The sequence below is a fragment of the Bradyrhizobium sp. 191 genome (assembly GCF_023100985.1).
GTDB classification, from domain to species: domain Bacteria; phylum Pseudomonadota; class Alphaproteobacteria; order Rhizobiales; family Xanthobacteraceae; genus Bradyrhizobium; species Bradyrhizobium diversitatis.
This window is the reverse complement of record NZ_CP064692.1, coordinates 2,664,111-2,689,277: the sequence shown is the minus strand read 5'-3', so window position 1 is coordinate 2,689,277 and position 25,167 is coordinate 2,664,111. Positions and strand designations below refer to the sequence as shown.

Here is a 25,167-nt window from a genome sequence, read left to right as displayed (position 1 = left end):
ATGAGGCGATGCGCATCAGACGATTCTCCTTCGACATGAAGTCCGACCTGTCCTGCGCGGCTGCCAAGCGCGCACACGACCGGTCTCAAACCGATGTGCCGGCAAGGCCGCGCCTGGGAGGGAATGCTTATGACGACTGCCGATACCGTTCTTGCACCGGTTGGTGCCTCCGGCTTGCTCGATCGTGAACGCACGATCGCGACGGCCGGTTTCAATCGCTGGCTGGTGCCGCCGGCAGCGCTGTGCATCCATCTGTGCATAGGCATGGCCTACGGCTTCTCGGTGTTCTGGCTGCCGCTGTCGCGTGCGATCGGCATCGCGGCGCCGAAGTCATGCCCGGACATGTCGCTGTGGCAGGAGCTGTTCACAACGAGCTGCGACTGGAAGGTTGCGAGCCTCGGGTGGATGTACACACTGTTCTTTGTCCTGCTCGGCGTCTCCGCCGCGATCTGGGGCGGCTGGCTCGAGCGCGCCGGTCCGCGCAAGGCGGGCGTCGTCGCCGCCCGCTGCTGGGGCGGCGGGCTTCTGATCGGTGCCTTCGGCGTCTACGTCCACCAGCTCTGGATCATGTGGCTTGGTTGTGGCGTGATCGGCGGAGTCGGACTCGGACTCGGCTACATCTCTCCGGTGTCGACTTTGATCAAATGGTTTCCGGATCGCCGCGGCATGGCGACCGGCATGGCCATCATGGGATTTGGCGGCGGTGCCATGATCGGAGCACCCCTGGCCAATCTCTTGATCAACTACTTCAAGACGCCCACCTCCGTCGGTGTCTGGGAGACCTTCGTCACGATGGGGGTGGTCTATTTCGTCTTCATGATGATCGGCGCCTTCGCCTATCGCGTGACGCCGGCCGGCTGGAAGCCCGAGGGCTGGACGCCGCCGAGTGAGAAGAAGTCGATGATCACCGAGCACCACGTGCACCTCGACAACGCACACAAGACGCCGCAATTCTGGCTGATCTGGTGGGTGCTCTGCCTCAACGTGTCGGCTGGTATCGGCGTGATCGGCATGGCCTCGCCCATGCTCCAGGAGATCTTCGCAGGCAAGCTGATCGGGCATCCGGAGCTGACCTTCAGCCAGCTTTCGGTCGAGCAGAAAGCTGCGATCGCGGCGATCGCTGCGGGCTTCGCCGGTCTCTTGTCATTGTTCAACATCGGCGGTCGCTTCTTCTGGGCCTCGATGTCGGACCTCATGGGGCGCAAGAACACCTACTATACGTTCTTCGTCCTCGGCATCGTGCTCTATGCGCTGGCGCCGACCTTCGCGGCGATGGGCTCGAAGCTGCTGTTCGTGCTCGGCTTCGGCATCATCCTGTCGATGTATGGCGGCGGCTTCGCGACCGTGCCGGCCTATCTCGCGGACATGTTCGGCACCCAGTTCGTCGGTGCCATCCACGGCCGGTTGCTGACGGCATGGTCGACCGCGGGCATCATCGGCCCCGTCGTGGTCAACTACATCCGCGAGTTCCAGCTCGCGGCCGGCGTGCCGCGCGACCAGCTCTACAACACCACCATGTACATCCTGTGCGCGATGTTGATCGCAGGCCTGATCTGCAACTATCTGATCAAGCCGGTCGATTCGAAGTGGCACATGAAGGACGCCGATGTCGCCAAGTTGCAGGCGGCGAGCGCCAGCGCTGCAGCTGCGGGGCCGCATGGCTCCTACGGCATCGGCTTTGGCGGGCTCGACGCCAGGGCGGCGCTGTTCTGGGCCTTCGTCGGCGTTCCCTTGGCCTGGGGCGTGTGGAAGACGCTGGAGAGCGCGGTCAAGATCTTCTGATCGCACATTCATCGCGAGCGGGAGCGCTCCATGGGCGCGCTCCCGCCGTAGCGTCGGAGCGGGACTTCGATACGATTTCGCTATCGCAGCATAGGAAGCCTTTATTGATTCTCCAGACCAATTCAGGCTTCGTTCTGACAGTTGGCGCGTTGGACGAACGCAAGGCTGTGTCCGGCAGCGATCCACAGTTGTCCTTGGGCTGCTCGTGGGCTGCACTCAACTGCTTCCTTGAACATGATAATTTGATTGGCATTTGGCATGCCAGAAGCTAGAACTGGAGCCGTTCTAAAAGACGAGGTCGAGACGAATCGATGAGCCACGACGTGCATGAGGTCCGCTCCTTCGAGCATCCCGGTGAGGGACGCCGACGCGCCAAGGCGACTCCCAAGGGGCGGCAGGTCGACCCCACGGCCGCGCACGAGATCGAGCAGCTGCTCGGCGACAGGCCTCGGCGGCGCGATCTCTTGATCGAATATCTGCACCTGGTCCAGGACAGATATCACCAGATCTCGGCTGCGCATCTGGCCGCGCTCGCCGACGAGATGAAGCTCGCCTTCGCCGAGGTGTTCGAGACGGCGACCTTCTACGCGCATTTCGACGTGGTGAAGGAAGGTGAGCCCGATATCGCGCCGCTGACGATCCGCGTCTGCGATTCGCTGACTTGCGCGATGCTTGGTGGCGAGAAGCTGCTCGAAGATCTGCAGAGCGCGTCAGGTCCCGGCATCCGCGTCGTGCGCGCGCCCTGCGTCGGTCGTTGTGATACTGCGCCCGCCGCGGAAGTCGGTCACAACTTCGTCGATCACGCCACCGTCGCCAATGTGATGGCGGCGGCCAAGGCCGGCGACATTCACGCGCATCTGCCCGAATATGTCGACTACGACGCCTATGTCGCCGGCGGCGGTTACAAGCTGCTGGGCCGCCTGCGGTCCGGCGAGTTGTCGAAGGACGATCTCCTGAAAGCGCTCGACGATGCCTCGCTGCGCGGCCTCGGCGGCGCCGGCTTCCCCACGGGGCGCAAATGGCGCGCGGTGCTGGGAGAGCCTGGGCCGCGGCTGATGGCGATCAATGGCGACGAGGGCGAGCCCGGCACGTTCAAGGACCGCTATTACCTCGAAACCGATCCGCACCGCTTCATCGAGGGCATGCTGATCGGCGCCCACGTGGTGCAGGCGAGCGACGTCTACATCTATCTGCGCGACGAATATCCGGCCTCGCGCGAGATCCTCCAGCGCGAGATCGCAAAGCTGCCGCCGGGCGGCCCGACGCTGCACATGCGGCGCGGCGCCGGCGCCTACATCTGCGGCGAGGAATCCTCGCTGCTCGAAAGCATCGAAGGCAAGCGCGGCCTGCCCCGGCACAAGCCGCCTTACCCGTTCCAGGTCGGCCTGTTCGGCCTGCCGACGCTGACCAACAACATCGAGACGCTGTGGTGGGTGCGCGACATCGTCGAGAAGGGCGCCGACTGGTGGAAGGGCCATGGCCGCCACGAGCGTCACGGTCTGCGCAGCTTCTCGGTCTCCGGGCGCGTCAAGAATCCCGGCATGAAGCTCGCGCCATCAGGCATCACCGTGCGTGAGCTGATCGAGGAATATTGCGGCGGCATGGCCGACGGCCACCAGTTCTACGCCTACCTGCCGGGCGGTGCGTCGGGCGGCATTCTACCGGCGTCGATGGACGACATTCCGCTCGATTTCGGCACGCTGGAGAAATACGGCTGCTTCATCGGCTCGGCCGCGATCGTGATCCTGTCGCACAAGGACAGCGTGCGCGCGGCGGCACTGAACCTGATGAAGTTCTTCGAGGACGAGAGCTGCGGTCAGTGCACGCCTTGCCGCGTCGGCACCCAGAAGGCGGCGCTGCTGATGCAGAAGCCGGTCTGGAACCGCGCTTTGCTGGAAGAATTGAGCCAGGCGATGCGCGATGCCTCGATCTGCGGGCTCGGACAGGCGGCATCGAATCCGCTGTCCTCCGTGATCAAATATTTCCCTGACGAGTTCAAGGAAGCGGCCGAATGACGAAGATTACGTTCGAGCTCGACGGCAAGCAGGTCGAGGCCAATCCCGGCGAAACGATCTGGCAGGTGGCAAAGCGCCAGGGCCGCGAGATTCCGCATCTGTGCTATTCACCGGCACCGGATTATCGCCCCGACGGCAATTGCCGCGCCTGCATGGTCGAGATCGAGGGCGAGCGCGTACTGGCGGCATCCTGCAAGCGCACCCCGTCGGTCGGCATGAAGGTGAAGACCGAGTCCGCGCGCGCGGTGTCGGCGCAAAAGATGGTGATGGAGCTGCTCGTCGCCGACCAGCCGGCGCGCGAGACCTCGCACGATCCGGATTCGAAGTTCTGGCACTGGGCCGAGACGACGGGCGTCACCGAGAGCCGCTTCCCCGCCGCCGAGCGCTGGGCGACTGACGCCAGCCATCCGGCGATGCGCGTCAATCTCGACGCCTGCATCCAGTGCGGTCTGTGTGTGCGCGCCTGCCGCGAGGTCCAGGTCAACGACGTCATCGGCATGGCTTATCGTAGTCACGGCTCGAAAATCGTGTTCGACTTCGACGATCCCATGGGCGAATCCACCTGCGTCGCTTGCGGCGAGTGTGTGCAGGCCTGTCCGACCGGCGCCTTGATGCCGGCCGTGATGCTGGACGAGAAGCAGACCCGCGTGACCTATGCCGACAGGAAGGTCGACTCGCTCTGCCCGTTCTGCGGCGTCGGCTGTCAGGTGACCTACGAGGTCAAGGACGAGAAGGTGATCTATGCGGAAGGCCGCGACGGCCCCGCCAATCACAATCGTCTTTGTGTGAAGGGCCGCTTCGGCTTCGACTACATCCACCACCCGCATCGCCTGACCAAGCCGCTGGTGCGGCTGCCGAATGCGAAGAAGGACGCCAACGACCAGGTCGATCCGGCCAATCCGTTCACCCATTTCCGCGAGGCGACCTGGGAGGAAGCGCTCGACATCGCGGCCAGGGGCCTCGTCAAGATCCGCGACGAGAAGGGCGTGAAGGCGCTGGCCGGCTTCGGCTCGGCCAAGGGCTCGAACGAAGAGGCCTATCTGTTCCAAAAGCTGGTGCGCACCGGCTTCGGTTCGAACAATGTCGACCATTGCACCCGGCTCTGCCACGCCTCGTCGGTGGCGGCGCTGTTCGAAGGCCTGAGTTCGGGCGCGGTGTCTGCGCCGTTCTCCGCCGCGATGGATGCCGAAGTGATCTGGGTGATCGGCGCCAACCCGACCGTGAACCATCCGGTCGCCGCGACTTTCATCAAGAATGCGGTGAAGCAGAACGGCGCCAAGCTGTTCGTGATGGATCCGCGCCGGCAGTCGCTGTCGCGTCATGCGACCAGGCATCTGCAGTTCAAGCCGGGCTCCGACGTCGCCATGCTGAACGCGATGATCAACACGATCATCACCGAGGGCCTCACCGACGATCAGTACATCGCCGGCTACACCGAGGGTTTTGAGGACCTCAAGGAGAAGATCAAGGAGTTCACGCCGGAGAAGATGGAGCCGATCTGCGGCATCCCGGCTCAGACCTTGCGCGAGGTCGCCCGCACCTATGCGCGGGCAAAATCGTCGATCATCTTCTGGGGCATGGGCATCAGCCAGCACGTCCACGGCACCGACAACGCGCGCTGCCTGATTGCGCTGGCGCTGATCACCGGCCAGGTCGGTCGTCCCGGCACCGGCCTGCATCCGCTGCGCGGCCAGAACAACGTGCAGGGCGCCTCCGACGCCGGGCTGATCCCGATGTTCCTGCCGGACTACCAGCCGGTCGGCCGCGACGACTTGCGCGGCAGCTTCGAAAAGCTCTGGCAGCAGGATCTCGATCCCGTCCGCGGCCTGACCGTGGTCGAGATCATGAACGCGATCCATGCCGGCGAGATCAGGGGCATGTATATCGAGGGCGAAAACCCGGCGATGTCCGATCCCGATCTCCAGCACGCCCGCCAGGCGCTCGCGATGCTCGATCATCTCGTGGTCCAGGACCTCTTCGTCACCGAGACCGCGTTCCACGCCGACGTCATCCTGCCGGCCTCGGCCTTCGCCGAGAAGGAGGGCTCGTTCACCAACACCGACCGCCGCGTCCAGCTCGCGCGCCAGGTGATCAAGCCGCCGGGCGATGCGCGGCAGGATCTCTGGATCATCCAGGAGATCGGCAAGCGCATGGGCCTGCCGTGGAATTATTCCGGTCCCGGCGACGTCTACACCGAGATGGCGGAGCTGATGCCCTCGCTGAAGAACATCAGCTGGGACCGGCTGGTGCGCGAAGGCGCGGTCACCTATCCGGCCGACGCTCCTGACAAGCCCGGCAACGAGATCATCTTCACCACGGGCTTCCCGACCGCGAGCGGCCGCGGCAAGATCGTGCCGGCCAAGGTGATCCCGCCGGACGAGATTCCCGACGACGAATATCCGATGGTGCTGTCGACCGGCCGCGTGCTGGAGCACTGGCACACCGGCTCGATGACGCGTCGTGCGCAGGTGCTCGACCAGATCGAGCCGGAGGCGGTCGCGTTCATGTCGCCAAAGGACATGCGCAAGAAGAAGCTGGTGCCCGGCGATTTCATTCGCCTGGAGACCCGCCGCGGCGCCGTCGAGGTCAAGGTCCGATCCGACCGCGACGTGCCGGAGAATATGGTGTTCATGCCGTTCTGCTATGCGGAAGCAGCGGCGAACCTGCTCACCAACCCGGCGCTGGATCCGTTCGGCAAGATCCCGGAGTTCAAGTTCTGCGCAGTGCGTGCCGAACGCGCGGAGATGCGGGACGCGGCGGAGTAGGACGTTCTTGCCGGGTTTGGCAGCCTAGCGCCGCCAAATCCGACTGTCGTCCCCGCGCACGCGCGGGGACCCATCCCGCGTGATCTCGCGATTGCGGACGGTTGCAGTCCCGACTAGGAGCCTTCGCCAAACTCCTCCTTGGGGTTATGGGTCCCCGCGTTGCGCGGGGACGACAGCTGAATTTGTGGCGGGCATTGTACCCCCATCCCCCACCGCTTCGCTCTTCGCAATGACGGTGCTACATGTGACGCATGTCCAAAGTCACCCCAGCCACGCGCGCGCTTGACGCCGCCGGTGTCGCCTTCACGGTCCACGGCTACGAGTACGATCCCGATGCCGAGAGCATCGGGCTGCAGGCCGCCGCCGCGCTTGGTGAGGACCCGGCGCGCGTCCTGAAGACGCTGATGGCGCAGGTTGACGGCAAGCCGGTCTGCGTGGTCGTGCCGTCCGACCAGGAGGTCTCGATGAAGAAGCTCGCCGCGGCCGCGGGCGGCAAGTCGGCGCAGATGATGAAGCCGCCCGAGGCGGAGCGCGTCACCGGCTACAAGGTCGGCGGCATCAGCCCGTTCGGCCAGCGCAAGCCGGTACGTACCGTGATCGAGCAGAGCGCGCTTGCGCATGAGCTCGTCTATCTCAATGGCGGCCAGCGCGGCTTGCAGGTGCGGCTGAAGCCGGCCGATGTGCGGGATGTCTTGAAGGCGGTCGTGGCGGATGTGCTGGCATGACGGCGACGGAGTGGGATCGTGAAGTGGCCGCTTCTGCTGTGGCTTGCGGTTCTGCTCGGCATCGGCCGTCCGGCCGAGGCGCATCAGGTCAACCTCGTCACGGCGCGCGTGGCGCTGACCGCCGATCGCATCGTGAAGGTCGAGCTCGGATTGAAGGGCAGCGATGTCGATCGCCTGATCGGCACGAGGACGTATCACGCAAAGCAGGACGCGGTCGATCCCGTGGCGGTCGAAGCGGCCGGCGCCGCAATCCTTGCCTACCTCGATACGCATATGGCCGTGACAGGGGGCGGCGCGGCCTGCGTGCCGGTCAATGCTGCGATTTTGCCTGACGGCGACGGCATCATCTATCGCAACAGCTTTGCTTGCGCGAACACGGCCGGCGATATCGTCTATCGCTCCACCGTGCTGACGGAAAAGGACAAGGCTGCGCGACAGGTCGTGCTGGTCGCGCAGGGCAGGTCCGAGACGCAGGTCTTGCTCGACGCCGACAATATCACGATCACGCTCTCGAAGGAGCCGCCGTCGCTGTCCTCGACCATGTGGCGCTATCTCCTGACCGGCATCGAGCATATCTTCCTCGGTTACGATCACGTCGCATTCCTGGCAGCAATCGTTCTATGGGCGCGCCGGCTGATGCCGGTCGTCAAGATCGTCACCGCCTTCACCGTCGCTCATTCCCTGACATTGTCGCTCGCGGCGCTAAATGTCCTGGTCGTCCCGAGCCGCATCGTGGAACCGGCGATCGCGGCCTCGATCGTGTTCGTGGCGATCGAGAACTTCTTCTCGCGTGACGTCGACAAGCGCTGGCGCCTGGCTTTCCTGTTTGGTTTGATTCACGGCTTCGGCTTCGCTGGCGTGCTTCGGGAGATCGGCTTGCCGCCGGGTGCGATCGTCCCGGCACTGGCCGCCTTCAACCTCGGAGTCGAGATCGGGCAGATCGCAATCGTCGCGCTGATCCTGCCGGTGCTTGGCCTGTTGGATCGTGTGACTGTGGTCGGTCGGGATGAGCCGGCGCGCGCGGCGAGGCTGGTCTACGCCATGTCCGCGGTGATCGGCCTGCTCGGTGGATATTGGCTGCTGACGCGCGTGTTCGAGGCTTGAACCGGCGGCTACTGCTTTTGCAACAGCTTGAGCCGGCAGCGCAGCGCTTCCCGGATATGCGCGCGCGCCAGCTTTTCCGCCTTGTCGCCGTCGCGCGCGGCGATGGCCTCGATGATGCCTTGGTGCTCACCGTGACTGGTCGAGGGGCGCCCCGATACGGTGAAGGTGGTCGGGCCGAGCAGGGCGATCCAGTCCTGCAACTCGCGCGAAGCGTTGTCGAGATAGCGGTTGCGCGCGGCGCGGCAGATCGCTTCGTGGAAGGCGCGGTTGAGCCGCGCCATCTCCGCGGCGTCGGTCTGCGGCGCCTCGACAAAAGCCTGCTCGATGTCTCGGAGCGCGTCGATCTCCGTCGTTGAGGCGTGCTCGGCGGCAAGGCGCGCGGCGGCGCCTTCCATGATCTCGCGCATGGCGTAGAGCTCGAGCACCTCGGAGATGTCGAGATTGCGCACGATCAGCCCGCGGCCAGCGGCGGGCTCGACGAAGCCGCGTGCTGCGAGGCGGCCCAGCGCTTCGCGAACCGGGGTGCGGCTGACCTTCAGCCGCTGGGCGACTTCTTCCTCGCGCAGGCGGTCGCCCGCGCGGTAGCTGCCGGCCTGGAGCGCCTCGCACAGCGAGCGGAACACGGCTTCGCCCAGCGCAACGCCGGCGCTGCGCGAAATCGACCCGCCTGTCCTTGCCGGGCGTCTGGCCATTGTCCCTCGATGCGCATCCTGCCCATGCAGAGACGCCGCTTGCACGACCTATGTATATCTTTGTATACAAACGTGCGCAATGGCGGAAATGGTCGAGCATGCCGCTGACGGACACAGAAAGTCTCTAATCTCGGGTGCCATCGGGCAGACGGTATGAGCAGCAAATACGACGTGCTGGTGATCGGCGGCGGCAATGCGGCTCTGTGCGCCGCGATCAGCGCGCGGCGCGGCGGAGCATCGGTGCTGGTGCTCGAAGGCGCGCCAAAGTTCTATCGCGGCGGCAACACCCGTCACACCCGCAACATGCGCTGCGCCCATGATGCGGCGACCGAAATCCTGACCGGCCCCTACACTGAGGGGGAGTTCTGGGAGGACCTGCTGCGCGTCACCGGCGGGCAGACCGACGAGGTGCTGGCGCGCCACATGATCCGCGAATCCAAGGACATCCTGAACTGGATCGTGGAGCAGGGCGTACGCTGGCAGCCTTCGCTGGGCGGCACGCTCAGCCTCGGCCGCACCAATTCCTTCTTCCTCGGTGGGGGCCGCGCGATGCTCAACGCGCTCTATCTCACCGCGGAACAGCTCGGCGTCGACGTCGAATACGATGCCGAGGTCACCGATCTCGTGATCGAGGAGGGCATGTTCCTCGCCGCGCGGCTCAAGCGGCCGATCAAGGGCGAGACCGAGATCCGCGCGACATCGCTGGTCGCCGCCGCCGGCGGGTTCGAGGCCAACATCGAATGGCTCAAGCAATATTGGGGCGAAGCCGCCGACAACTTCCTGATCCGCGGCACGCCCTATAACCGCGGCTCGATCCTGAAGATGCTGCTCGACAAGGGCGTGCAGGAGGTCGGCGATCCCACGCAGTGCCACGCGGTCGCGATTGACGCCCGTGCGCCGAAATTCGACGGCGGCATCATCACGCGACACGATTCCGTCGTGTTCGGCATCGTCGTCAACAAGCACGCGCAGCGCTTCTACGACGAGGGCGAGGACATCTGGCCGAAGCGTTATGCGATCTGGGGCCGGCTGGTCGCGGCGCAGCCCGACCAGATCGCCTACATCATCTTCGATTCCACCGTGGTCACCAGCTTCATGCCGACGTTGTTTCCGCCGATCGCCGGGCAGACGATCGCGGAGCTCGCCGGCAAGCTCGAGCTCGATCCGGTCGCGCTGGAAAAGACCTTCAGCGAGTTCAACGCCGCGGTGCGGCCCGGCACCTTTGATCACACCATCCTGGACGATTGCGCGACCGAAGGCATCACCCCGCCCAAGACGCACTGGGCGCGCAAGATCGAGACGCCGCCCTATCTCGCCTATCCGGTGCGGCCCGGCATCACCTTCACCTATCTCGGCACGCGTGTGAACAAGGAGGCGCGGATGCTGATGAAGGACGGCAAGCCCTCGGCCAACATGTTCGCGGCCGGCGAGATCATGGCCGGCAATGTGCTCGGCAAGGGCTATGCGGCCGGCATGGGCATGACCATCGGCAGCGTGTTCGGGCGGATCGCGGGACGGGAAGCGGCAAAACATGCACGGAACTAGGATTCTCGACGAAGCCGACCGTCTGATGACGGTCTGCAATTCCTGCCGCTATTGCGAGGGCCTGTGCGCGGTGTTTCCGGCCATGGAGATGCGCCGCGCCTTCTCCGACGGCGATCTCAATTACCTCGCCAATCTCTGCCATTCCTGCGGCGCCTGCTATGTCGACTGCCAATTCTCGCCGCCGCACGAGTTCAACGTCAACGTCCCCAAGACGCTGGCGGTTGCGCGCGCGGAATCCTATGCGGCCTATGCCTGGCCGAAGGCCCTGTCCGGTGCGTTCGCGCGCAACGGCCTCGTCATCAGCATTGTCGCAGCGCTCAGCATGGCGGCCTTCATCCTCGGCTTCGCCGCCCTGAATGATCGCAACGTGCTGTTCGGCGTGCACACCGGCCCCGGCGCCTTCTACAAGTTGATGCCGCATAACGCGATGGTCGCGCTGTTCGGCGCCGCCTTCCTTTACGCCGTCCTGGCCCTCGTCATGAGCGTGCGCGCCTTCTGGCGCGACATCGGCGCACCCATCGGCAACCGTGCCGACGGTGACTCGATCTTCCAGGCGATCCGCGACGCCGGCGAGCTGCGCTATCTCCATGGCGGCGGCGTCGGTTGCTACAATGAGGACGACAGGCCCTCCGACCGGCGCAAGCTCTACCACCATTTGACCTTCTACGGTTTCCTGCTCTGCTTCGCAGCGACCTCTGTCGCGACGCTCTATCATTATCTGCTCGGCCGCGAGGCGCCGTATCCGTGGTGGGACCTGCCCGTGGTGCTGGGCACGCTCGGCGGCGTCGGCCTGATCGTCGGGCCGATCGGCCTGTTCGCGGCCAAGATGCGGCGTGATCCGGCATTGCTTGACGAGAGCCGTTACGGCATGGATGTCGGCTTCATCGCCATGCTGTTCCTGACCGGCCTCACTGGAATGCTGCTGCTGGTCCTGCGCGAGACCGGCGCGATGGGGCCGCTGCTCGCGCTGCATCTCGGCGCCGTGTTCGCGCTGTTCATCACCATGCCCTACGGCAAGTTCGTGCACGGCATCTATCGCTTCGCCGCCTTGGTGCGCTACGCGCAGGAGCGGCGGACGGCAGCGTGAGCCGCGCGCCGCCCGTCTCGGAACCTCTTACGCCACCTCTCGTTCGGGCGGGGATGCCTGCTCGCGGGCCATCGTCGTCGCGGTGACATAGTCGGTCTTGCCGGTGCCGAGCAGCGGCACCTTGTCGACCACCATGATCGCCGCGGGCACCGTCAGCTCGGAGGCGCCGATCGTCTTGGCCTGCGCCTGCATCGCGCTGCGCTCGGCATTCTTCTCCGTCGTCAGCAGCACGATGCGCTCGCCCTTGCGCTGGTCGGGGATCGAGACCGCGACTGAGCCGGCCTGCGGCCACAACGCCGCCGCGATGGCTTCGACCGCCGACAGCGAGACCATTTCGCCCGCGATCTTGGCAAAGCGCTTGGCGCGGCCCTTGATGGTGATGAAGCCGGCCGGGTCGATCGAAACGATGTCGCCGGTGTCGTGCCAGCCCTCGGCGAGCACTTCGAGCACGCCAGGATTTTCGGCCCTGAGGTAGCCGAGCATCACGTTCGGGCCGCGCACCGACAGGCGACCGCCTTCCTCGATGCCGGGGACCGGATCGAGGCGGCTTTCCATCAGCGGCGACAGGCGGCCGACGGTGCCGGGACGGTTGGCCATCGGCGTGTTCATCGCCAGCACCGGCGCCGTCTCGGTGACGCCATAGCCTTCGAGAATGCGGATGCCGTAGCGCTCCATGAACACCTGCCGCGTGCAGTCCTTGACCGCCTCGGCGCCGGCGATGACGAGGCGCAGGGTGCGGAAGTCGTAAGGATGCGCCGAGCGGGCATAGCCGGTCAGGAACGTGTCGGTGCCGAACAGGATGGTCGCGCCGGTCTGGTAGATCAGCTCGGGCACGATGCGGTAGTGCAGCGGCGAAGGGTACATGTAGATCGGAATGCCCGCGAGCATCGGCATCATCATGCCGCCGGTCAGCCCGAAGGAGTGGAACACCGGCAGCACGTTGAACACCTTGTCGTTGGCGTTGGCATCGACCCGCGCCAGCGCCTGCGCCGCGTTGGCGAGGATGTTGCGGTGGGACAGCACGACGCCCTTCGGCGTGCCTTCCGAGCCCGACGTGAACAGCACGACGGCCGGATCGTTCGCCTGGCGCGCGACGCGCGGCGCGGTGCCGGCGAGCAGGCCCTTGATCTTGTCGACGGCACCGATCGAGGCGCGGACGTCCTCGAGATAGACGACTCGCGCCTCGGCGGAGATCGCCGTCATCAGCTTGTCGAGTTTGCCCTTCTCGATGAAGGCTCTCGAGGTCAGCACGGTGTTCACCTGCGCAGCCTTCATGGCCGCGAGCACGTTGACCGGACCGGCCGAGAAGTTGAGCATCGCCGGCACCCGGCCGATGTTTTGCAGCGCCATGAAGACGACGGCGACGCCCGCTGAATTCGGCAGCAGCACGCCGACATTCTCGCCGACGGCAGTGCCGCTCTCCAGCTTGCGGCTCAGCACCTGCGCGCCCAGGATCAGCTTGCGATAGGTCAGCTTGGTGCCGAGCGCGTCCTCGATGATGACCTTGCCGGTGTCGCGGTCGCGATAGGCGTGTCCGAGTGCTTCGAACAGCGTGTGGTCGAGCATGGCGTTCTTGACGAGGGCGTCGATCATCATGTCCTGCAGCGCGGCGCCGGCGGCGTTGCGGCGTGCCTTGCCCTTGAGCGTTTCGTCGACCGGAAGCTTGACCGGCGGCAGGATCGTCACCGTCACGCGCGGAAACCAGGACCGCTTGATCTGGCTGGAGTTGAGATAGCTGAGATAGGAGCGTTGTGCGCCTTCGATGCGGACCGGCACGACCACGGCGTCGGCCTTGTCCGCGATCATCGCGGTGCCGTCATACACCTTCATCAGCGATCCCGAGACGGTGATGCGTCCCTCGGGGAAGATCACAACCGGTTCGCCGGCGGCAACGAGCTTGATCAGGTCGCGCGCGGCCAGCGGCTTGGTCGGGTCCATGGTGTAATGCTTGACTGCGCGCAGGAACGGCTTGGCCCACCAGGCCTTGGCAATGCCGGTATCGACTGCGAAGCTGGCGTCGATCGGCAACACGGCGTGGAGCAGCGGGCCGTCGACCAGGCTGACATGGTTGGGCGCGATCAGCATGCGCGTGCCCGGAGGCGGCAGGTTTTCGAGCCCGCGGATCTCGGTGCGGAACAGGGCGCGGAACAGAAGCCCGCCGGCGTCGCGCACGCCTTCCTTGCCCCACTTGGTGAGCACGAACCAGACCGCACCGAAGCTGGCGAGTCCGAGTCCGAAGAAGATCCAGCCGATATGGAGACCCACCGCTTGCAACAGCGCGACGAACAGCGAGCCGACCACCATGAAGGCAGCCTGCAGCACGTTGCCGGCGGCGATGATCCGGGCGCGCTCGGAAGGTTGCGACCAGGCCTGGACCGCGGCGAAGGACGGCACGACGAACAGGCCGCCGCCGAAGGCGAAGGCGACGAAGTCGGCCAGCATGCGCAGGCCCGCGAACGAGGTCGCGAAACCGGCCGCGGTGAGGTCTTGAGCCTTGGCAGTCACACCGATGGCCCAGGCGAGATCGAGGCCGGCACATCCCATGATGATGGCGCCGATCGGCACCAGCGCGAGATTGGGACGAACGTGGCTGAGGCTTGCGGCGAACAGCGAGCCGATGGCGATGCCGATCGCGAAGATCGCAAGGCACAGCGTCACCACGCCCTCGGTGCCGCCGACCACGTCCTTGATCAGCGCCGGCAGCAGCGACAGCACGATGGCGCCGACCAGCCAGAACCAGGAGACGATCACGGTGCCGTCCCAGAGGCGATGGTCGGCACGAAGCGTCCTGAGCAGGCTCACCGTCGAGGTCCAGGGATTGGTATCGACGGGCAGATCGGGCGCGGACGGCGTCGTCTGCGGAATGCGCGATGCGAACGCCCAGGACAGCACAGCCAGCGCGACCACGGCGGAGGCGACCCAGCCCATATGCGCCGAGCCGGCGACGAACTGGCCGCCGGCGACGGTGCCGAGCAGGATCGCCATGAAGGTCGCGCCTTCGACCAGCGCGTTGCCGGTCGCGAGCTCGCCGAGCTCGAGCTGGTCCGGCAGCATGGCGTATTTCACCGGGCCGAACAGGGCGGCGATGGTGCCGAACAGCGCGAGCGCCGCGAACAGCAGCGGCACCGAATGCAGGAAGAAGCCGGCAGCGGCGAAGCAGGCTGCAAAGATCTCCACGAATTTGAGCCGCCTTGCGACGACGGATTTGACGTATTTGTCGGCGAGCTGGCCGCCGAGCCCGGACAGGATGAAATAGGGGAAGATGAAGACGGCGCCAGCGACCGTCACCAGGGCATCGCCGTGGCTCGTCGCCGCGGTGTAGAGCAGGATGATGACGAGTGCGTTCTTGAGCACATTGTCATTGAGCGCCGAGAAGAATTGCGCCCAGAACAGCGGCGCGAAGCGGCGTGACGACATCAATTCCCTGATCATGACTAGTCCTGCTTTGGAAATACAGCTTGAGATTGTTGAATTGCCGGTGAGACGGTCAGACCGGAAGGCATTTGGGACGAACGCGTGCAGGATAACGACATCGCCGCCTGCTCTGTCCCCTCAGTCCTCTGATCCTGTTGGTCTCCAAGTGGTCTCGTCAGGTTCGCAAATATCTGGTCGGGGCCACGTCGAGCTCGGGCGGAGCGGCCGCGCTCGCCCGGATATCGCGCCGGGCGATGAGGAAAAGCTGAACCGCATCGCCGAGGGCCGCGCTATCAGGCGCGAATGTCGGGGGCATGGTGAGTCCAACATTGTAAGCGGCTCTTGCATTCGAACCGATCGGGGCGTGCCGGCTGCGTCTCAGGTGAGATGGGCGAGCTGCCGAAACGGCGAGAAGCGACCGAGCAGGCTGAACCGGCGCCGCTCGTGACGGGCTCGGGCGCGGTTCGTCCGCCACATCCGGAAGGTCGCGCGGCGCTCGGCGAGCACGCCGGCAATGTCGCAGGCATTGGCGATGCGATCGATCGGCGCCATCACGATCTTGAGGGCGGCCCGGCCGAGGCCGGTCACGAGAGCCGTGGCGTCATCGAAGAAGGTGGCGGCGATATCAACAGCGAGAGTTTGCATTTCGCAGGTCTCCGAGTTAAATTGAACAATGTTCATATGAGTAAGCTGAAAATGAACAATGTTCAAGAAGAATCGCTGCGCGACCAGAAAAAAAATCGGCGGCGGCGCCAGATCCTGGAGATCGCCCGCGGCATTATCGCAGCTAAAGGACTGAGATCACTGAAGGTTCGGGACGTTGCCGAGGCTGTCGGCTGTTCGGTTGGCAGCGTCTATAACGAGTTCGGCGACTTCGACGGGGTCATCTTGACCGTCAATCGGGAGACGGTTCAGGCGCTCACGGCGCGGCTGCGGGGCGCTCCCGCCGAGGATCCGGTTCGCCAGCTCTATGGGCTTGCCGAGACCTATCTCGATTTCTTTGCAGGACACGCCAATCTGCTGCGCTCCTTGTTCGAGCATCGGATGGAGGACGATCGACCTTATCCGGACGACATCCTTCAGATGGTGATGGATGCCTTTGCGCTGATGCATCCACCCCTGGTGCGGCTATTGCCGGATGCGGACGACGTGAAGATCGCGCTGTTGTCGCGCACGCTGTTTTCCGCCGTGCATGGCATCATCTCGCTCGGCCTCGAAGAGCGCATGGTCGCCGTGCCGCCGCAGATGCTGCGCCAGCAGATCGAACAATTCCTCGACGTGCATCTCAAAGGGCTCGGGATTCTGCCCCTGCGCTGACAGCGGCGAGCCGCGTCAGGCACGCGCAGCTTCGCGCGGGCGGGTTGCGACGGCGACGGCGCCAGGGCTTCCGCTCTCGACCTGAACGCGGTTGCGTCCCTTTTCCTTGGCGCGATAGCAGGCAGCATCCGCGCGCCGCATCGCATCCTCGAGCGTGATGTTGCGGTCGACGATGCAGGTCACGCCGATGCTGGCGGTCACCGCAAAGCAACGATCGTCCCAGGCGAAACTGAGCAGCTCGAGCGATCTGCGCAGTTGCTCGGCAATGTCGACGGCATCGAAGGGCGAGCATTGCGGTAGGATCAGGGCGAATTCGTCGCCGCCGAGCCGGGCCACCAGATCATGCGCATGCCGGTTCTGTTGCAGGAGGCGCGAGACCTCGCGGAGCAGGCGGTCGCCGGCAAGGTGGCCGCAGCTATCGTTGACGCTCTTGAACTGGTCGAGGTCGAGCAGGATCAGGCCGAGCGCACCCGCCCTGGCATTGTCCAACTCGCTTTGCAGGCGCGCCTCGAAGGCGCGACGGTTCGACAGGCCGGTCAGCCAGTCGTGCGATGCCTGCCAAGCCAGGCGTTGTGTCTCGGCATGCAGGGCGTTTTCGAACGCCTGCCGTTGCAGCACCAGCCGCCGCGTATGCCAGATCAGAAGCAGGATCAGCACCGCGGCGGTGACGATGTTGACGCAAGTCAGCGCCAGCTTGATGGCGCGGGAGCCTTCGCCGAGGACGGTGGAGAAACGCTGGGCATGCACCGTGAACTGGGTATTGAGCTCCGAGAGCCGCGACGACAGGAATTGCAGGCGGCCGTCTTGAATGGGACCGTTCTCCAGCTCGGAGCGGATCAACTCGCCGAACACACTCAGCTCCAGCAGCATGGGATCTGTGGCCGCCCATTCGCGGATCGCGTCCTGGAGGAAGCTGACGCGGTTGAAGTAGCGAAACAGCCAGATCAGTCCCGGTACGTCATCGGGATGGTTGCCGCCCTGGAGAAAGCCGATACGGGCGGCCTCGACGTCGACCGGATCGCGTTCGAGCGCCCAGCGCGCGAACTCGTCCCCGATGGGAACGGCGAGCGCGGCCTGGTACTGCGCGAACTGGCTGGCCTCGCCCGAATGCAGGTAGCGATTGAGGAAGTAGACGGCATTCTTCTGCGAGCGCGACCATAGCGCTTCGCCCGCGACATAGGCGCGGACCGACGACATCACCTCGAGGCTGAATCCCGCGATCGTCGCCTGGAGCACGACGACCATCACGAAAGGCGAGACGAGCTTGATGACGTGAAGGAAGCAGCGTCCCTCCACCGACGTCGCTGTTCTGCGAAACACCTTATTCCCCAAGTCGATCAACGATCCCAACGGAACGTTGCGCCTGCAACGCCAAGTAGACGGGATGGTTGCTTAACTCGACCTGAAAGGTGCGAAGGACTCCGTCGCAGGGTGAAGCCGTCGTGAAGCAGGTGCCCGCAAATCGCTTCAAATGCCGGCGAACCGGGACCGGCGCGGCACCGGCGAGCCGATGCAGCGCACTCGTGGTGCGCGATTCACCTGATCAAGGGGAGATCGGCTAGACCAGCACCGGCTTGCGGACGCGGCCCGCGTCACCGAACACGCGCAGGTAACGCTCGATCTCCGAGGGAAGGCCGGTCGCCTTCTCCGGATTGTCGGAGAGCTTGACGGCCGGATGGCCGTCGACGGACGAGACCTTGCAGACCAGCGAGATGGGATCGAGGTTGAACGAGCCGTCCGGCGTGCAGCCGACGAAGTCGTTGGTGAGGTTGGTGCCCCAGCCAAAGGAGAGCCGCACGCGCCCGGTGAAGTGGTGGTAAGTCTCCTCGATCGAGCCGACGTCCATCGCGTCGGAAAAGACGAGCAGCTTGTCCCTGGGGTTGCGGCCCTTCTTGTCCCACCAGGCGATGATCTCCTCGCCGGCCTGGATCGGCGGCGCGCTGTCGGGGCGGAAGCCGGTCCAGTCGGCGACCCATTCCGGCGCATCGCGCAGGAAGGCCTTGGTGCCGAAGGCGTCGGGCAGCGCGATCAGGAGGTTGCCGCCATAGGTCTGGCGCCACTGGTCGAGAATGCGGTAGGGCGCCCAGCGCAATTCCTCGTCGTCCCTGGCGAGCGCGGCCGCGACCATCGGCAGCTCATGCGCGTTGGTGCCGATGGCTTCGAGATCGTTGTCCATCGCGAGCAGCACGTTGGACGTGCCGATGAAGGACGAGCCCAAGCCTTCCTTCACCGCCTCGACGCACCAGCGCTGCCAGAGGAAGCCGTGGCGGCGGCGGGTGCCGAAGTCGGACAGGCGCAAGTTCTCGAGCTTGCGCAGCCGTTCCACCTTGGTCCAAAGCTTGGCCTTGGCGCGGGCGTAGAGCACGTCGAGCTCGAAGCGGCCGCGGCCCTTCATTGCCGCACGCGAGCGCAGCTCGTTGAGGATGGCCAGCGCCGGAATCTCCCACATCGTGGTGTGGGTCCAGGGGCCGTGGAAATGCAGCTCGTACTGGCCGTCGACCTTGCGCAGCTCGTATTCGGGCAGGCGGAATTCCGCCAGCCAGCGGATGAAATCCGCCGAGAACATGTGGGTCTTGCCGTAGAAAGTGTTGCCGGCAAGCCAGATCAGCTCTTTCTTGCTGAAGCGGATGGTGCGGGCGTGATCGAGCTGGGCGCGCAGCTCGCCCTCGTCGATGATCTCGGCGAGCCGCACATGGCGCGAGCGGTTGATGACCGAGAAGGTCACCTGCTGATCCGGATAGTCTTCCCGAATCATCTGCAACATCAATAGCTTGTAGAAGTCGGTATCCAGCAGGCTGCGGATGATGGGATCCAGCCGCCAACTGTGATTGTAGGTCCGGCTCGCAATGTCGGTCACTGTCATAGGGGGATTTTAGCGTGGCTCCCCTTGCGCAACCAGTGGGTTTGGCGGGAATCAGGTTTTGCAGCGGAGGGCCGGCCGTTCAGGCGGCGGCCGTCGCCGCGACAGTCTCGAGCTGGCTCCTGATCCAGCGATGGGCCGGGTCTTTCTGATAGCGCTGGTGCCAGACCATGAACATCGGCAGCTCGGCCAGCGTTCGCGTGCGGGAGGCCAATGGTATTCGCGTTTGCGCGAAACCGCGCATTACGCCGGGCGCGAGCAGGCTCGGCATGCTCGCCAGCATCTGCGAGCCGCGCAGGAACGAGGGCACGCCGGAGAAGCTCGGCACGGAGATCGCGATGTCGCGGTGCAGCCCGTTCGCTGCCAGCCGGCGGTCGAAGTCGAGCCGCTCATTATCGGTATAGACCACCGTGATGTGACGCGCCGCGAGATAGGCGTTGCGGCTGGCAGGCGCGGCACGCGCCTTTGCATCATAATAGCAGACATAGTGATCCCTCAGCAGCCGCTTCTGCACGATGTCGACGCCGGAGGGCGGCAGCGGCGTGATCAGGAGGTCGCAGCGGTTCTCGCGCAGCATCGCGGGCGAAGGCGATTGCGAGGGGATCACGCGCAGGTTCAGGCTCTTCACCTGTCCCGCTACATGATCGAAGAAGCGCGGCAGCAGCAGGTCGCGCTGGAAGTCGTTGGCGGCGATCGTCAGCGATAGCTGGGCCTGCGCCGGCGCGAAGCTGACGCCGCCGGCAAAGCTGCGCATCTCGTCGATCAACGCGCGCGCCTTCGCGGCGAGGGCCTGGGCGTGCGCCGTGGCGACGATGCCGCGGCCGGATTTGGCGAACAGGGGATCGCCGGCAATCCGCCGCAGCTTGTTCAGCCCGTGGCTGACCGCCGATTGCGTCAGGCCGAGCCGTGTCGCCGCCGCCGTCACCGAACCTTCCTCCAGCACGGCGAGGAACAGCTCGAGCGCGTGGCCGTCGAGGGCCAAATGATCGATTTCCTTCATGCAATTCATTATAATCGATCTATTTATCTTGAGAATAGACCGTTCCATGATCTCCCGACAAGCCGCGCGCCCGGACCCGGGCGCCACAGGGAGAGACAACGCCGATGAATGCCCAGGCGCCAGCCTTGCGGGATCCCCGCCTCAATCGTCCCGAGCCCTTTACGCCGCCGCTCGGCGACGGCGGCTTCTTCCAGCGCGACCGTTCCATCCATCCGCCGGCGCATGCGCCGGGGTACAAATCCTCGGTGCTGCGCTCGCCGCGCCAGGCGCTGTTGTCGCTGGAGAACTCGGTCTCGGAGATCACGGGGCCGGTGTTCGGGCACAATGATCTCGGCCCGCTCGACAATGACCTGATCCGCAACTACGCCAAGGACGGCGATCCCGTCGGCGAACGCATCATCGTCCATGGCCGCGTGCTGGACGAGACCGGCCGCGGCGTTCCGAACACGCTCGTCGAGTTCTGGCAGGCCAATGCCGGCGGCCGCTACCGGCACAAGAAGGATACCTATCTGGCGCCGATCGATCCCAACTTCGGCGGCTGCGGCCGCGCGCTGACCGACGACAGCGGCTACTATTACTTCCGCACCGTGAAGCCGGGCCCCTATCCCTGGCGCAACTACGTCAACAACTGGCGCCCGGCCCACATCCACTTCTCGGTGTTCGGCTCGGGCTTCGCGCAGCGCCTGATCACGCAGATGTATTTCGAGGGCGATCCCTTGATCCCGGTCTGCCCGATCCTGACGACGATCCCGGACAAGGACGCGCTCGACCGCCTCGTGGCGCCGCTCGACCTCAACGCTTCGACGCCGTTCGACTCGCTCGCCTACCGCTTCGACATCGTGCTGCGCGGCAAGCGCTCCACCTATTTCGAAAATCGTACCGAGGGGAACTGAGCCATGCCGCAGCCGCTCAACTATCTCAAGGAAACCGCCTCGCAGACGGCCGGGCCCTACGTCCATATCGGCTTGATCCCGGCGATGGCCGGCTTCGACATCTTCGAGAAGAACTTCTCCAACGTGCTGGTGACGCCGAACACCGCAGGTGAACGCATCACGCTGGAAGGCAAGGTGCTCGATGGCACCGGCACGCCGCTGCGCGACGTGCTGCTGGAGATCTGGCAGGCCAATGCGAGCGGTCGCTACAACCATCCGGCCGATCGCTCGGCGGGCGCGCTGGAGCCGGAGTTTCGCGGCTGGGGCCGCGCCGGTTCCGACTTCGAGAGCGGCCTCGTCACCTTCGAGACCATCAAGCCGGGCGCGATCACCGACAAGGCGGGCCGCAAATGCGCACCGCACGTCAATGTCTGGATCGTCGCGCGTGGCATCAATATCGGCCTCAACACGCGGCTCTACTTCTCGGACGAAGAGGCGGCCAACGCCGCCGATCCGGTGCTCAACCTGATCGAACAGCCGACCCGTCGCAAGACGCTGATCGCAACGCGCAGCGAGCGCGCCGGCAAGATCGTGTACTCCTTCACGATCAATTTGCAGGGGCCCGAGGAGACGGTGTTCTTCGACGTCTGAGGTGCCGGCGGGGCCGTCCCCGGTTCATTCCACCCGGTCGCTCCGAATGATTGATCCGCGCGCGAGGAATTGCGGTGGCTGCCGCACCTCGCGCGTTGCCGGCCGGTCGATCGGATCGCGCGCCACTTTCGGTTTTAGGTCTGCCAGGTCGATGAACACGTCCGCCTGCCGGCGCAGGTCGTCGGCGACCATGGGCGGCTGAGTGGAGAGTGTGGAGACGACCGTCACGCGGACACCGCGGCGTTGCAGGGCCTCGACCAGCGACCGAAAGTCGCCATCGCCCGAGAACAGCACGATCTGATCGACGTGTTCGGCGAGCTCCATCGCACTCACGGCAAGATCGACATTCATGCTGCCCCTCACCTTACGGCGGCCGGTGGTGACGTCGACGAACTCCTTGGTGAGCTTGGTGACGACGGTGTATCCGTTGTAGTCGAGCCAATCGATCAACGGGCGGATTGACGAAAACTCCTGATCCTCGACGACGGTCGTGTAGTAAAAGGCGCGCAGCAGCGTACCCCGGGCTTGAAACTCGCTGATCAACCGCCTGTAATCGATGTCGAAGCCGAGCGCCTTGGAGGTGGCATAGAGATTGGAGCCATCGATAAAGAGCGCGATCTTCCCAAACGAAGACATTATGTACAAATCCCGAGTTCGACACGACGCGATCCGGCCGAAATGGCGCGATGTGTCGGCCGAAAAATACTGAAGGCGCCGATGGCTTGCCGAAAAGGCGGCGCAGACGACCGGACAGGGGGGTCGCCTTGCGCCGAGGTTAGGGAGGTTCCATGCCACCAGCGCCAGGGCGCCGAATGCAGACACGCTAAGGCGCGCGCATTCGCCGCTCAATTGTACAGAGGTAAAGGACCTATATACGAAGGTAAGTGGGGCGCGCCGGCAACCAACGCGACTGCGGCGTGGCCTCCGACCATCAGCGCGCGTGGTTTTTCGTCCGGTGGTTCAGGCTTCGCCGTCATGCAGCTGCGCACGAAACGCGCGCGGCGACAATCCCGTGGCGGCAGCATAGACGCGGCTGAAATAGGCGGGGTCCTCGAAGCCGAGCGCGTAGGCGATCGTCGAGACCGGCAGGTTGGTGTAGACGAGGTTGCGCCGCGCCTCGCGGATCAGCCGGTTGAGGATCAGATGCGAGGCGGTGTCGCCGGTCGCTGCCCGCGTGATCCGGTTGAGATGGGTCGGCGTGATCGACAGCGCGCCAGCGTAGTCCGAAACGCTCCAGCGTTCCAGATGGTGCTGTTCGAGCAGCGCCTCGAAGCGGCGGAATAGGCCGGATTCGGCAGTGCCATTGCCGCCGCTCTGGCCCGCGAGCGCGCGCGCCACGAGCCCGATCATGGCCGACGACAAGGCGCGGAGCACGTGGGCGCGGCCGAACTCGCGCGCGGCGTGCTCGGCGAAGATCTGCTTCATCGTCGCGCGGATCTGCGGCGTGCCGCGCACCACGGCCGACCGCGACAGCGCCCCGCGCAACCCCTCGGCGGCGAGCAGCGCTTCATCTAGAATCTCGGCGGCGATGGTCAACACCCAGCCTTGCGTATCGGGCACGAAGCGGAACCCGTGGACGTGGCCGACCGGCACGTTGACGATCTGCATCGGCTTGAGCGGCACCGCGCGCCCGTCGAGCGTCGCCTCGCCGCCGCCGCGCTCGATCAGCAGCACCTGGTGCAGCCGGGCATGGCGATGCACGGCCAGCGTCCAGTCGTGCAGCACCGAGCGCGACGCGATCGTCTCGCAATGCACGACGTCGGGCAGATCGCCGGATTCGCCGAACAGATTGTAGACCCGGATCGCCGGGGCGGGGGCTGCGCTTCTCATGTTCGAATAGTACAAGACAAAGGCAAAACCCTCCATCGGTTTGCAGCGCCCGATCTGCAAAAAAGTGCCGACGGGAGGATGCAAAAATGAAAGTTCAGGTCTGTATCATCGGCGGTGGACCGTCCGGGTTGTTGCTGTCCCAGCTTCTGCACCTGAAGGGCATCGACACCATCGTGCTGGAGAAATACAGCCGCGAGCACGTGCTCGCCCGCATCCGTGCCGGCGTGCTCGAGCACGGCTTTGCCAAGCTGATGCGCGAGGCGCAGTGCGGCGAGCGGATGGACCGCGAGGGCGAGATCCACCAGGGCTTCGAGATCGCCCATGACGGCGTGCTCTCCAAGATCGACCTGCACAAGCACTCCGGCGGCAATTCGGTGCTGGTCTACGGCCAGACCGAGCTGACGCGCGACCTCTACGAGGCGCGCGACCGGCTTGGCGGCAAGGTCGTGCACAATGCCGAGGACGTGACGCCACACGATCTGACGTCGGACCGGCCCTACGTGACCTATCGCTCGAACGGTGAAACGATCCGCATCGATTGCGACTACATCGTCGGCGCTGACGGTTTCCACGGCGTCAGCCGCAGGTCGATCCCGAAGGACGTGCTGCGCGAATACGAGAAGGTCTATCCGTTCGGCTGGCTCGGGGTGCTGTCGCGCACCAAGCCGGTGTCGCCGGAGCTGATCTATGTAAAGCACGATCGCGGCTTCGCGCTCTGCTCGCTGCGCTCGCAGGTGCTGAGCCGCTACTACATCCAGGTGCCGCTCGCCGACAAGGTGGAGGACTGGAGCGACGATGCGTTCTGGGCCGAGCTGAAGCGCCGCCTGCCGGAGCAGGTCGCCGGCCGTCTGATCACGGGACCCTCGATCGAGAAGAGCATCGCGCCGTTGCGCAGCTTCGTCGCCGAGCCGATGAGCTATGGCCGGCTGTTCCTCGCCGGCGATGCGGCCCACATCGTGCCGCCGACCGGCGCACGCGGACTGAACAGCGCCGCTTCCGACATCTACTATCTCTACCACGCCTTGCTCGCGCATTATCAGGGCGGCGACGATTCCGGTCTCAAAGGCTATTCCGCCAAGGCGCTCGCGCGGATCTGGAAAGCACAACGCTTCTCCTGGTGGATGACGATGCTGCTGCACCGCTTCCCCGACCGGCTCGAATACGAGGACCGGCTTCAGCAGACGGAGCTGGACTATCTGCTCACGTCCGAGACGACGCAGCGGTTGCTCGCGGAGAACTACGTGGGCCTGCCGTTTTAGGCGATCATCACTCTTACCCTCCCTGGAGGGGGAGGGTCGATCGCGCGCAGCGCGAGCGGGGTGGGGTGACGGTCTCTCCGCATCGAACAATGCCGGTGGGGAGAGATCACCCCACCCCGGCTCACATTTCGCTGCGCTCCATGTGAGCCGACCCACCCCCTCCAGGCAGGGCTATCGCATTTGCACCTTCACCAGAGGTCGTCATGCCCGGGCTTGTCCCGGGCATCCACGTTCTTTGTGCTGCGTGGC

18 protein-coding genes are annotated in these 25,167 nt (G+C 65.1%); 11 read left to right on the top strand and 7 right to left on the bottom strand.

Going from position 1 to position 25,167, the window contains the following annotated elements; genetic code table 11:
* Nucleotides 1–129: 129 nt before the first annotated feature.
* The 5 genes from IVB23_RS12385 (at nucleotide 130) to IVB23_RS12365 (ending at nucleotide 8,391) form a co-directional block, all read left to right on the top strand.
* Nucleotides 130–1,782 carry an OFA family MFS transporter gene (locus tag IVB23_RS12385; RefSeq protein ID WP_247803718.1) on the top strand — a complete coding sequence of 551 codons (1,653 nt, stop codon included), beginning with the start codon at nucleotides 130–132 and terminating at the stop codon, nucleotides 1,780–1,782.
* A gap of 311 nt (nucleotides 1,783–2,093) precedes the next feature.
* Complete coding sequence (locus tag IVB23_RS12380; RefSeq protein ID WP_247803716.1) at nucleotides 2,094–3,797, top strand: NADH-ubiquinone oxidoreductase-F iron-sulfur binding region domain-containing protein; 1,704 nt, start codon at nucleotides 2,094–2,096, stop codon at nucleotides 3,795–3,797.
* A complete protein-coding gene (gene fdhF, locus IVB23_RS12375; protein ID WP_247803715.1) occupies nucleotides 3,794–6,562 on the top strand; it encodes a formate dehydrogenase subunit alpha in 2,769 nt (922 codons plus the stop codon). Before IVB23_RS12380 ends, fdhF begins: the two co-directional genes overlap by 4 nt.
* Before the next feature lie 251 nt (nucleotides 6,563–6,813).
* The gene (gene ybaK, locus IVB23_RS12370; RefSeq protein WP_061878745.1) at nucleotides 6,814–7,287 is read left to right on the top strand and encodes a Cys-tRNA(Pro) deacylase; all 474 of its coding nucleotides are present in this window, start codon (nucleotides 6,814–6,816) and stop codon (nucleotides 7,285–7,287) included.
* Nucleotides 7,288–7,305: 18 nt separating this feature from the next.
* Nucleotides 7,306–8,391, top strand: coding sequence for a HupE/UreJ family protein (locus IVB23_RS12365; protein WP_247803713.1), 1,086 nt, complete (start codon nucleotides 7,306–7,308; stop codon nucleotides 8,389–8,391).
* Between the two features lie 8 nt (nucleotides 8,392–8,399).
* On the opposite strand, the gene IVB23_RS12360 is transcribed toward IVB23_RS12365, so the two are convergent.
* Nucleotides 8,400–9,083: a GntR family transcriptional regulator gene (locus IVB23_RS12360; protein ID WP_247803712.1), complete on the bottom strand. Its 684-nt coding sequence runs from the start codon at nucleotides 9,081–9,083 to the stop codon at nucleotides 8,400–8,402.
* Nucleotides 9,084–9,236: 153 nt separating this feature from the next.
* Here IVB23_RS12360 and tcuA point away from each other — a divergent pair, with 153 nt between their 5' ends.
* Together tcuA and tcuB are read left to right on the top strand one after the other, a co-directional pair.
* Nucleotides 9,237–10,628 (top strand): FAD-dependent tricarballylate dehydrogenase TcuA, encoded by a 1,392-nt coding sequence (tcuA, locus tag IVB23_RS12355; RefSeq protein ID WP_247803710.1) that lies wholly within the window; start codon nucleotides 9,237–9,239, stop codon nucleotides 10,626–10,628.
* Nucleotides 10,615–11,715: a tricarballylate utilization 4Fe-4S protein TcuB gene (tcuB, locus tag IVB23_RS12350; protein ID WP_247803709.1), complete on the top strand. Its 1,101-nt coding sequence runs from the start codon at nucleotides 10,615–10,617 to the stop codon at nucleotides 11,713–11,715. Before tcuA ends, tcuB begins: the two co-directional genes overlap by 14 nt.
* A 27-nt stretch (nucleotides 11,716–11,742) precedes the next feature.
* Here the strand turns inward: tcuB and IVB23_RS12345 are convergent, their stop codons facing one another.
* Nucleotides 11,743–15,147: an acyl-[ACP]--phospholipid O-acyltransferase gene (locus IVB23_RS12345; protein WP_247803707.1), complete on the bottom strand. Its 3,405-nt coding sequence runs from the start codon at nucleotides 15,145–15,147 to the stop codon at nucleotides 11,743–11,745.
* Between the two features lie 678 nt (nucleotides 15,148–15,825).
* On the opposite strand from IVB23_RS12345, the gene IVB23_RS12340 reads away from it, so the two are divergent.
* Nucleotides 15,826–16,446 (top strand): TetR/AcrR family transcriptional regulator, encoded by a 621-nt coding sequence (locus IVB23_RS12340; protein ID WP_247804827.1) that lies wholly within the window; start codon nucleotides 15,826–15,828, stop codon nucleotides 16,444–16,446.
* A gap of 15 nt (nucleotides 16,447–16,461) precedes the next feature.
* On the opposite strand, the gene IVB23_RS12335 is transcribed toward IVB23_RS12340, so the two are convergent.
* From IVB23_RS12335 to IVB23_RS12325, 3 genes are all read right to left on the bottom strand, one after another.
* A complete protein-coding gene (locus IVB23_RS12335) occupies nucleotides 16,462–17,766 on the bottom strand; it encodes a GGDEF domain-containing protein (protein WP_247803705.1) in 1,305 nt (434 codons plus the stop codon).
* A gap of 238 nt (nucleotides 17,767–18,004) precedes the next feature.
* On the bottom strand, nucleotides 18,005–19,309 hold the full coding sequence (pncB, locus tag IVB23_RS12330; protein WP_028178239.1) for a nicotinate phosphoribosyltransferase: 1,305 nt from the start codon (nucleotides 19,307–19,309) through the stop codon (nucleotides 18,005–18,007).
* Between the two features lie 79 nt (nucleotides 19,310–19,388).
* Nucleotides 19,389–20,315, bottom strand: coding sequence for a LysR family transcriptional regulator (locus IVB23_RS12325; RefSeq protein ID WP_247803703.1), 927 nt, complete (start codon nucleotides 20,313–20,315; stop codon nucleotides 19,389–19,391).
* Between the two features lie 95 nt (nucleotides 20,316–20,410).
* Between IVB23_RS12325 and pcaH the strand changes: the two genes are divergently transcribed.
* Entirely contained in the window at nucleotides 20,411–21,199 is a 789-nt protein-coding gene (gene pcaH, locus IVB23_RS12320; protein WP_247803701.1) for a protocatechuate 3,4-dioxygenase subunit beta, read from the top strand.
* Nucleotides 21,200–21,202: 3 nt separating this feature from the next.
* Complete coding sequence (pcaG, locus tag IVB23_RS12315; protein ID WP_247803699.1) at nucleotides 21,203–21,829, top strand: protocatechuate 3,4-dioxygenase subunit alpha; 627 nt, start codon at nucleotides 21,203–21,205, stop codon at nucleotides 21,827–21,829.
* A 24-nt stretch (nucleotides 21,830–21,853) separates the two neighbouring features.
* Here the strand turns inward: pcaG and IVB23_RS12310 are convergent, their stop codons facing one another.
* Nucleotides 21,854–22,465 (bottom strand): NYN domain-containing protein, encoded by a 612-nt coding sequence (locus IVB23_RS12310; protein WP_197967456.1) that lies wholly within the window; start codon nucleotides 22,463–22,465, stop codon nucleotides 21,854–21,856.
* Nucleotides 22,466–22,789: 324 nt separating this feature from the next.
* The gene (locus IVB23_RS12305; RefSeq protein ID WP_247803697.1) at nucleotides 22,790–23,695 is read right to left on the bottom strand and encodes a helix-turn-helix domain-containing protein; all 906 of its coding nucleotides are present in this window, start codon (nucleotides 23,693–23,695) and stop codon (nucleotides 22,790–22,792) included.
* A 50-nt stretch (nucleotides 23,696–23,745) separates the two neighbouring features.
* On the opposite strand from IVB23_RS12305, the gene pobA reads away from it, so the two are divergent.
* On the top strand, nucleotides 23,746–24,918 hold the full coding sequence (gene pobA / locus IVB23_RS12300; protein WP_247803695.1) for a 4-hydroxybenzoate 3-monooxygenase: 1,173 nt from the start codon (nucleotides 23,746–23,748) through the stop codon (nucleotides 24,916–24,918).
* Nucleotides 24,919–25,167 lie beyond the last annotated feature (249 nt).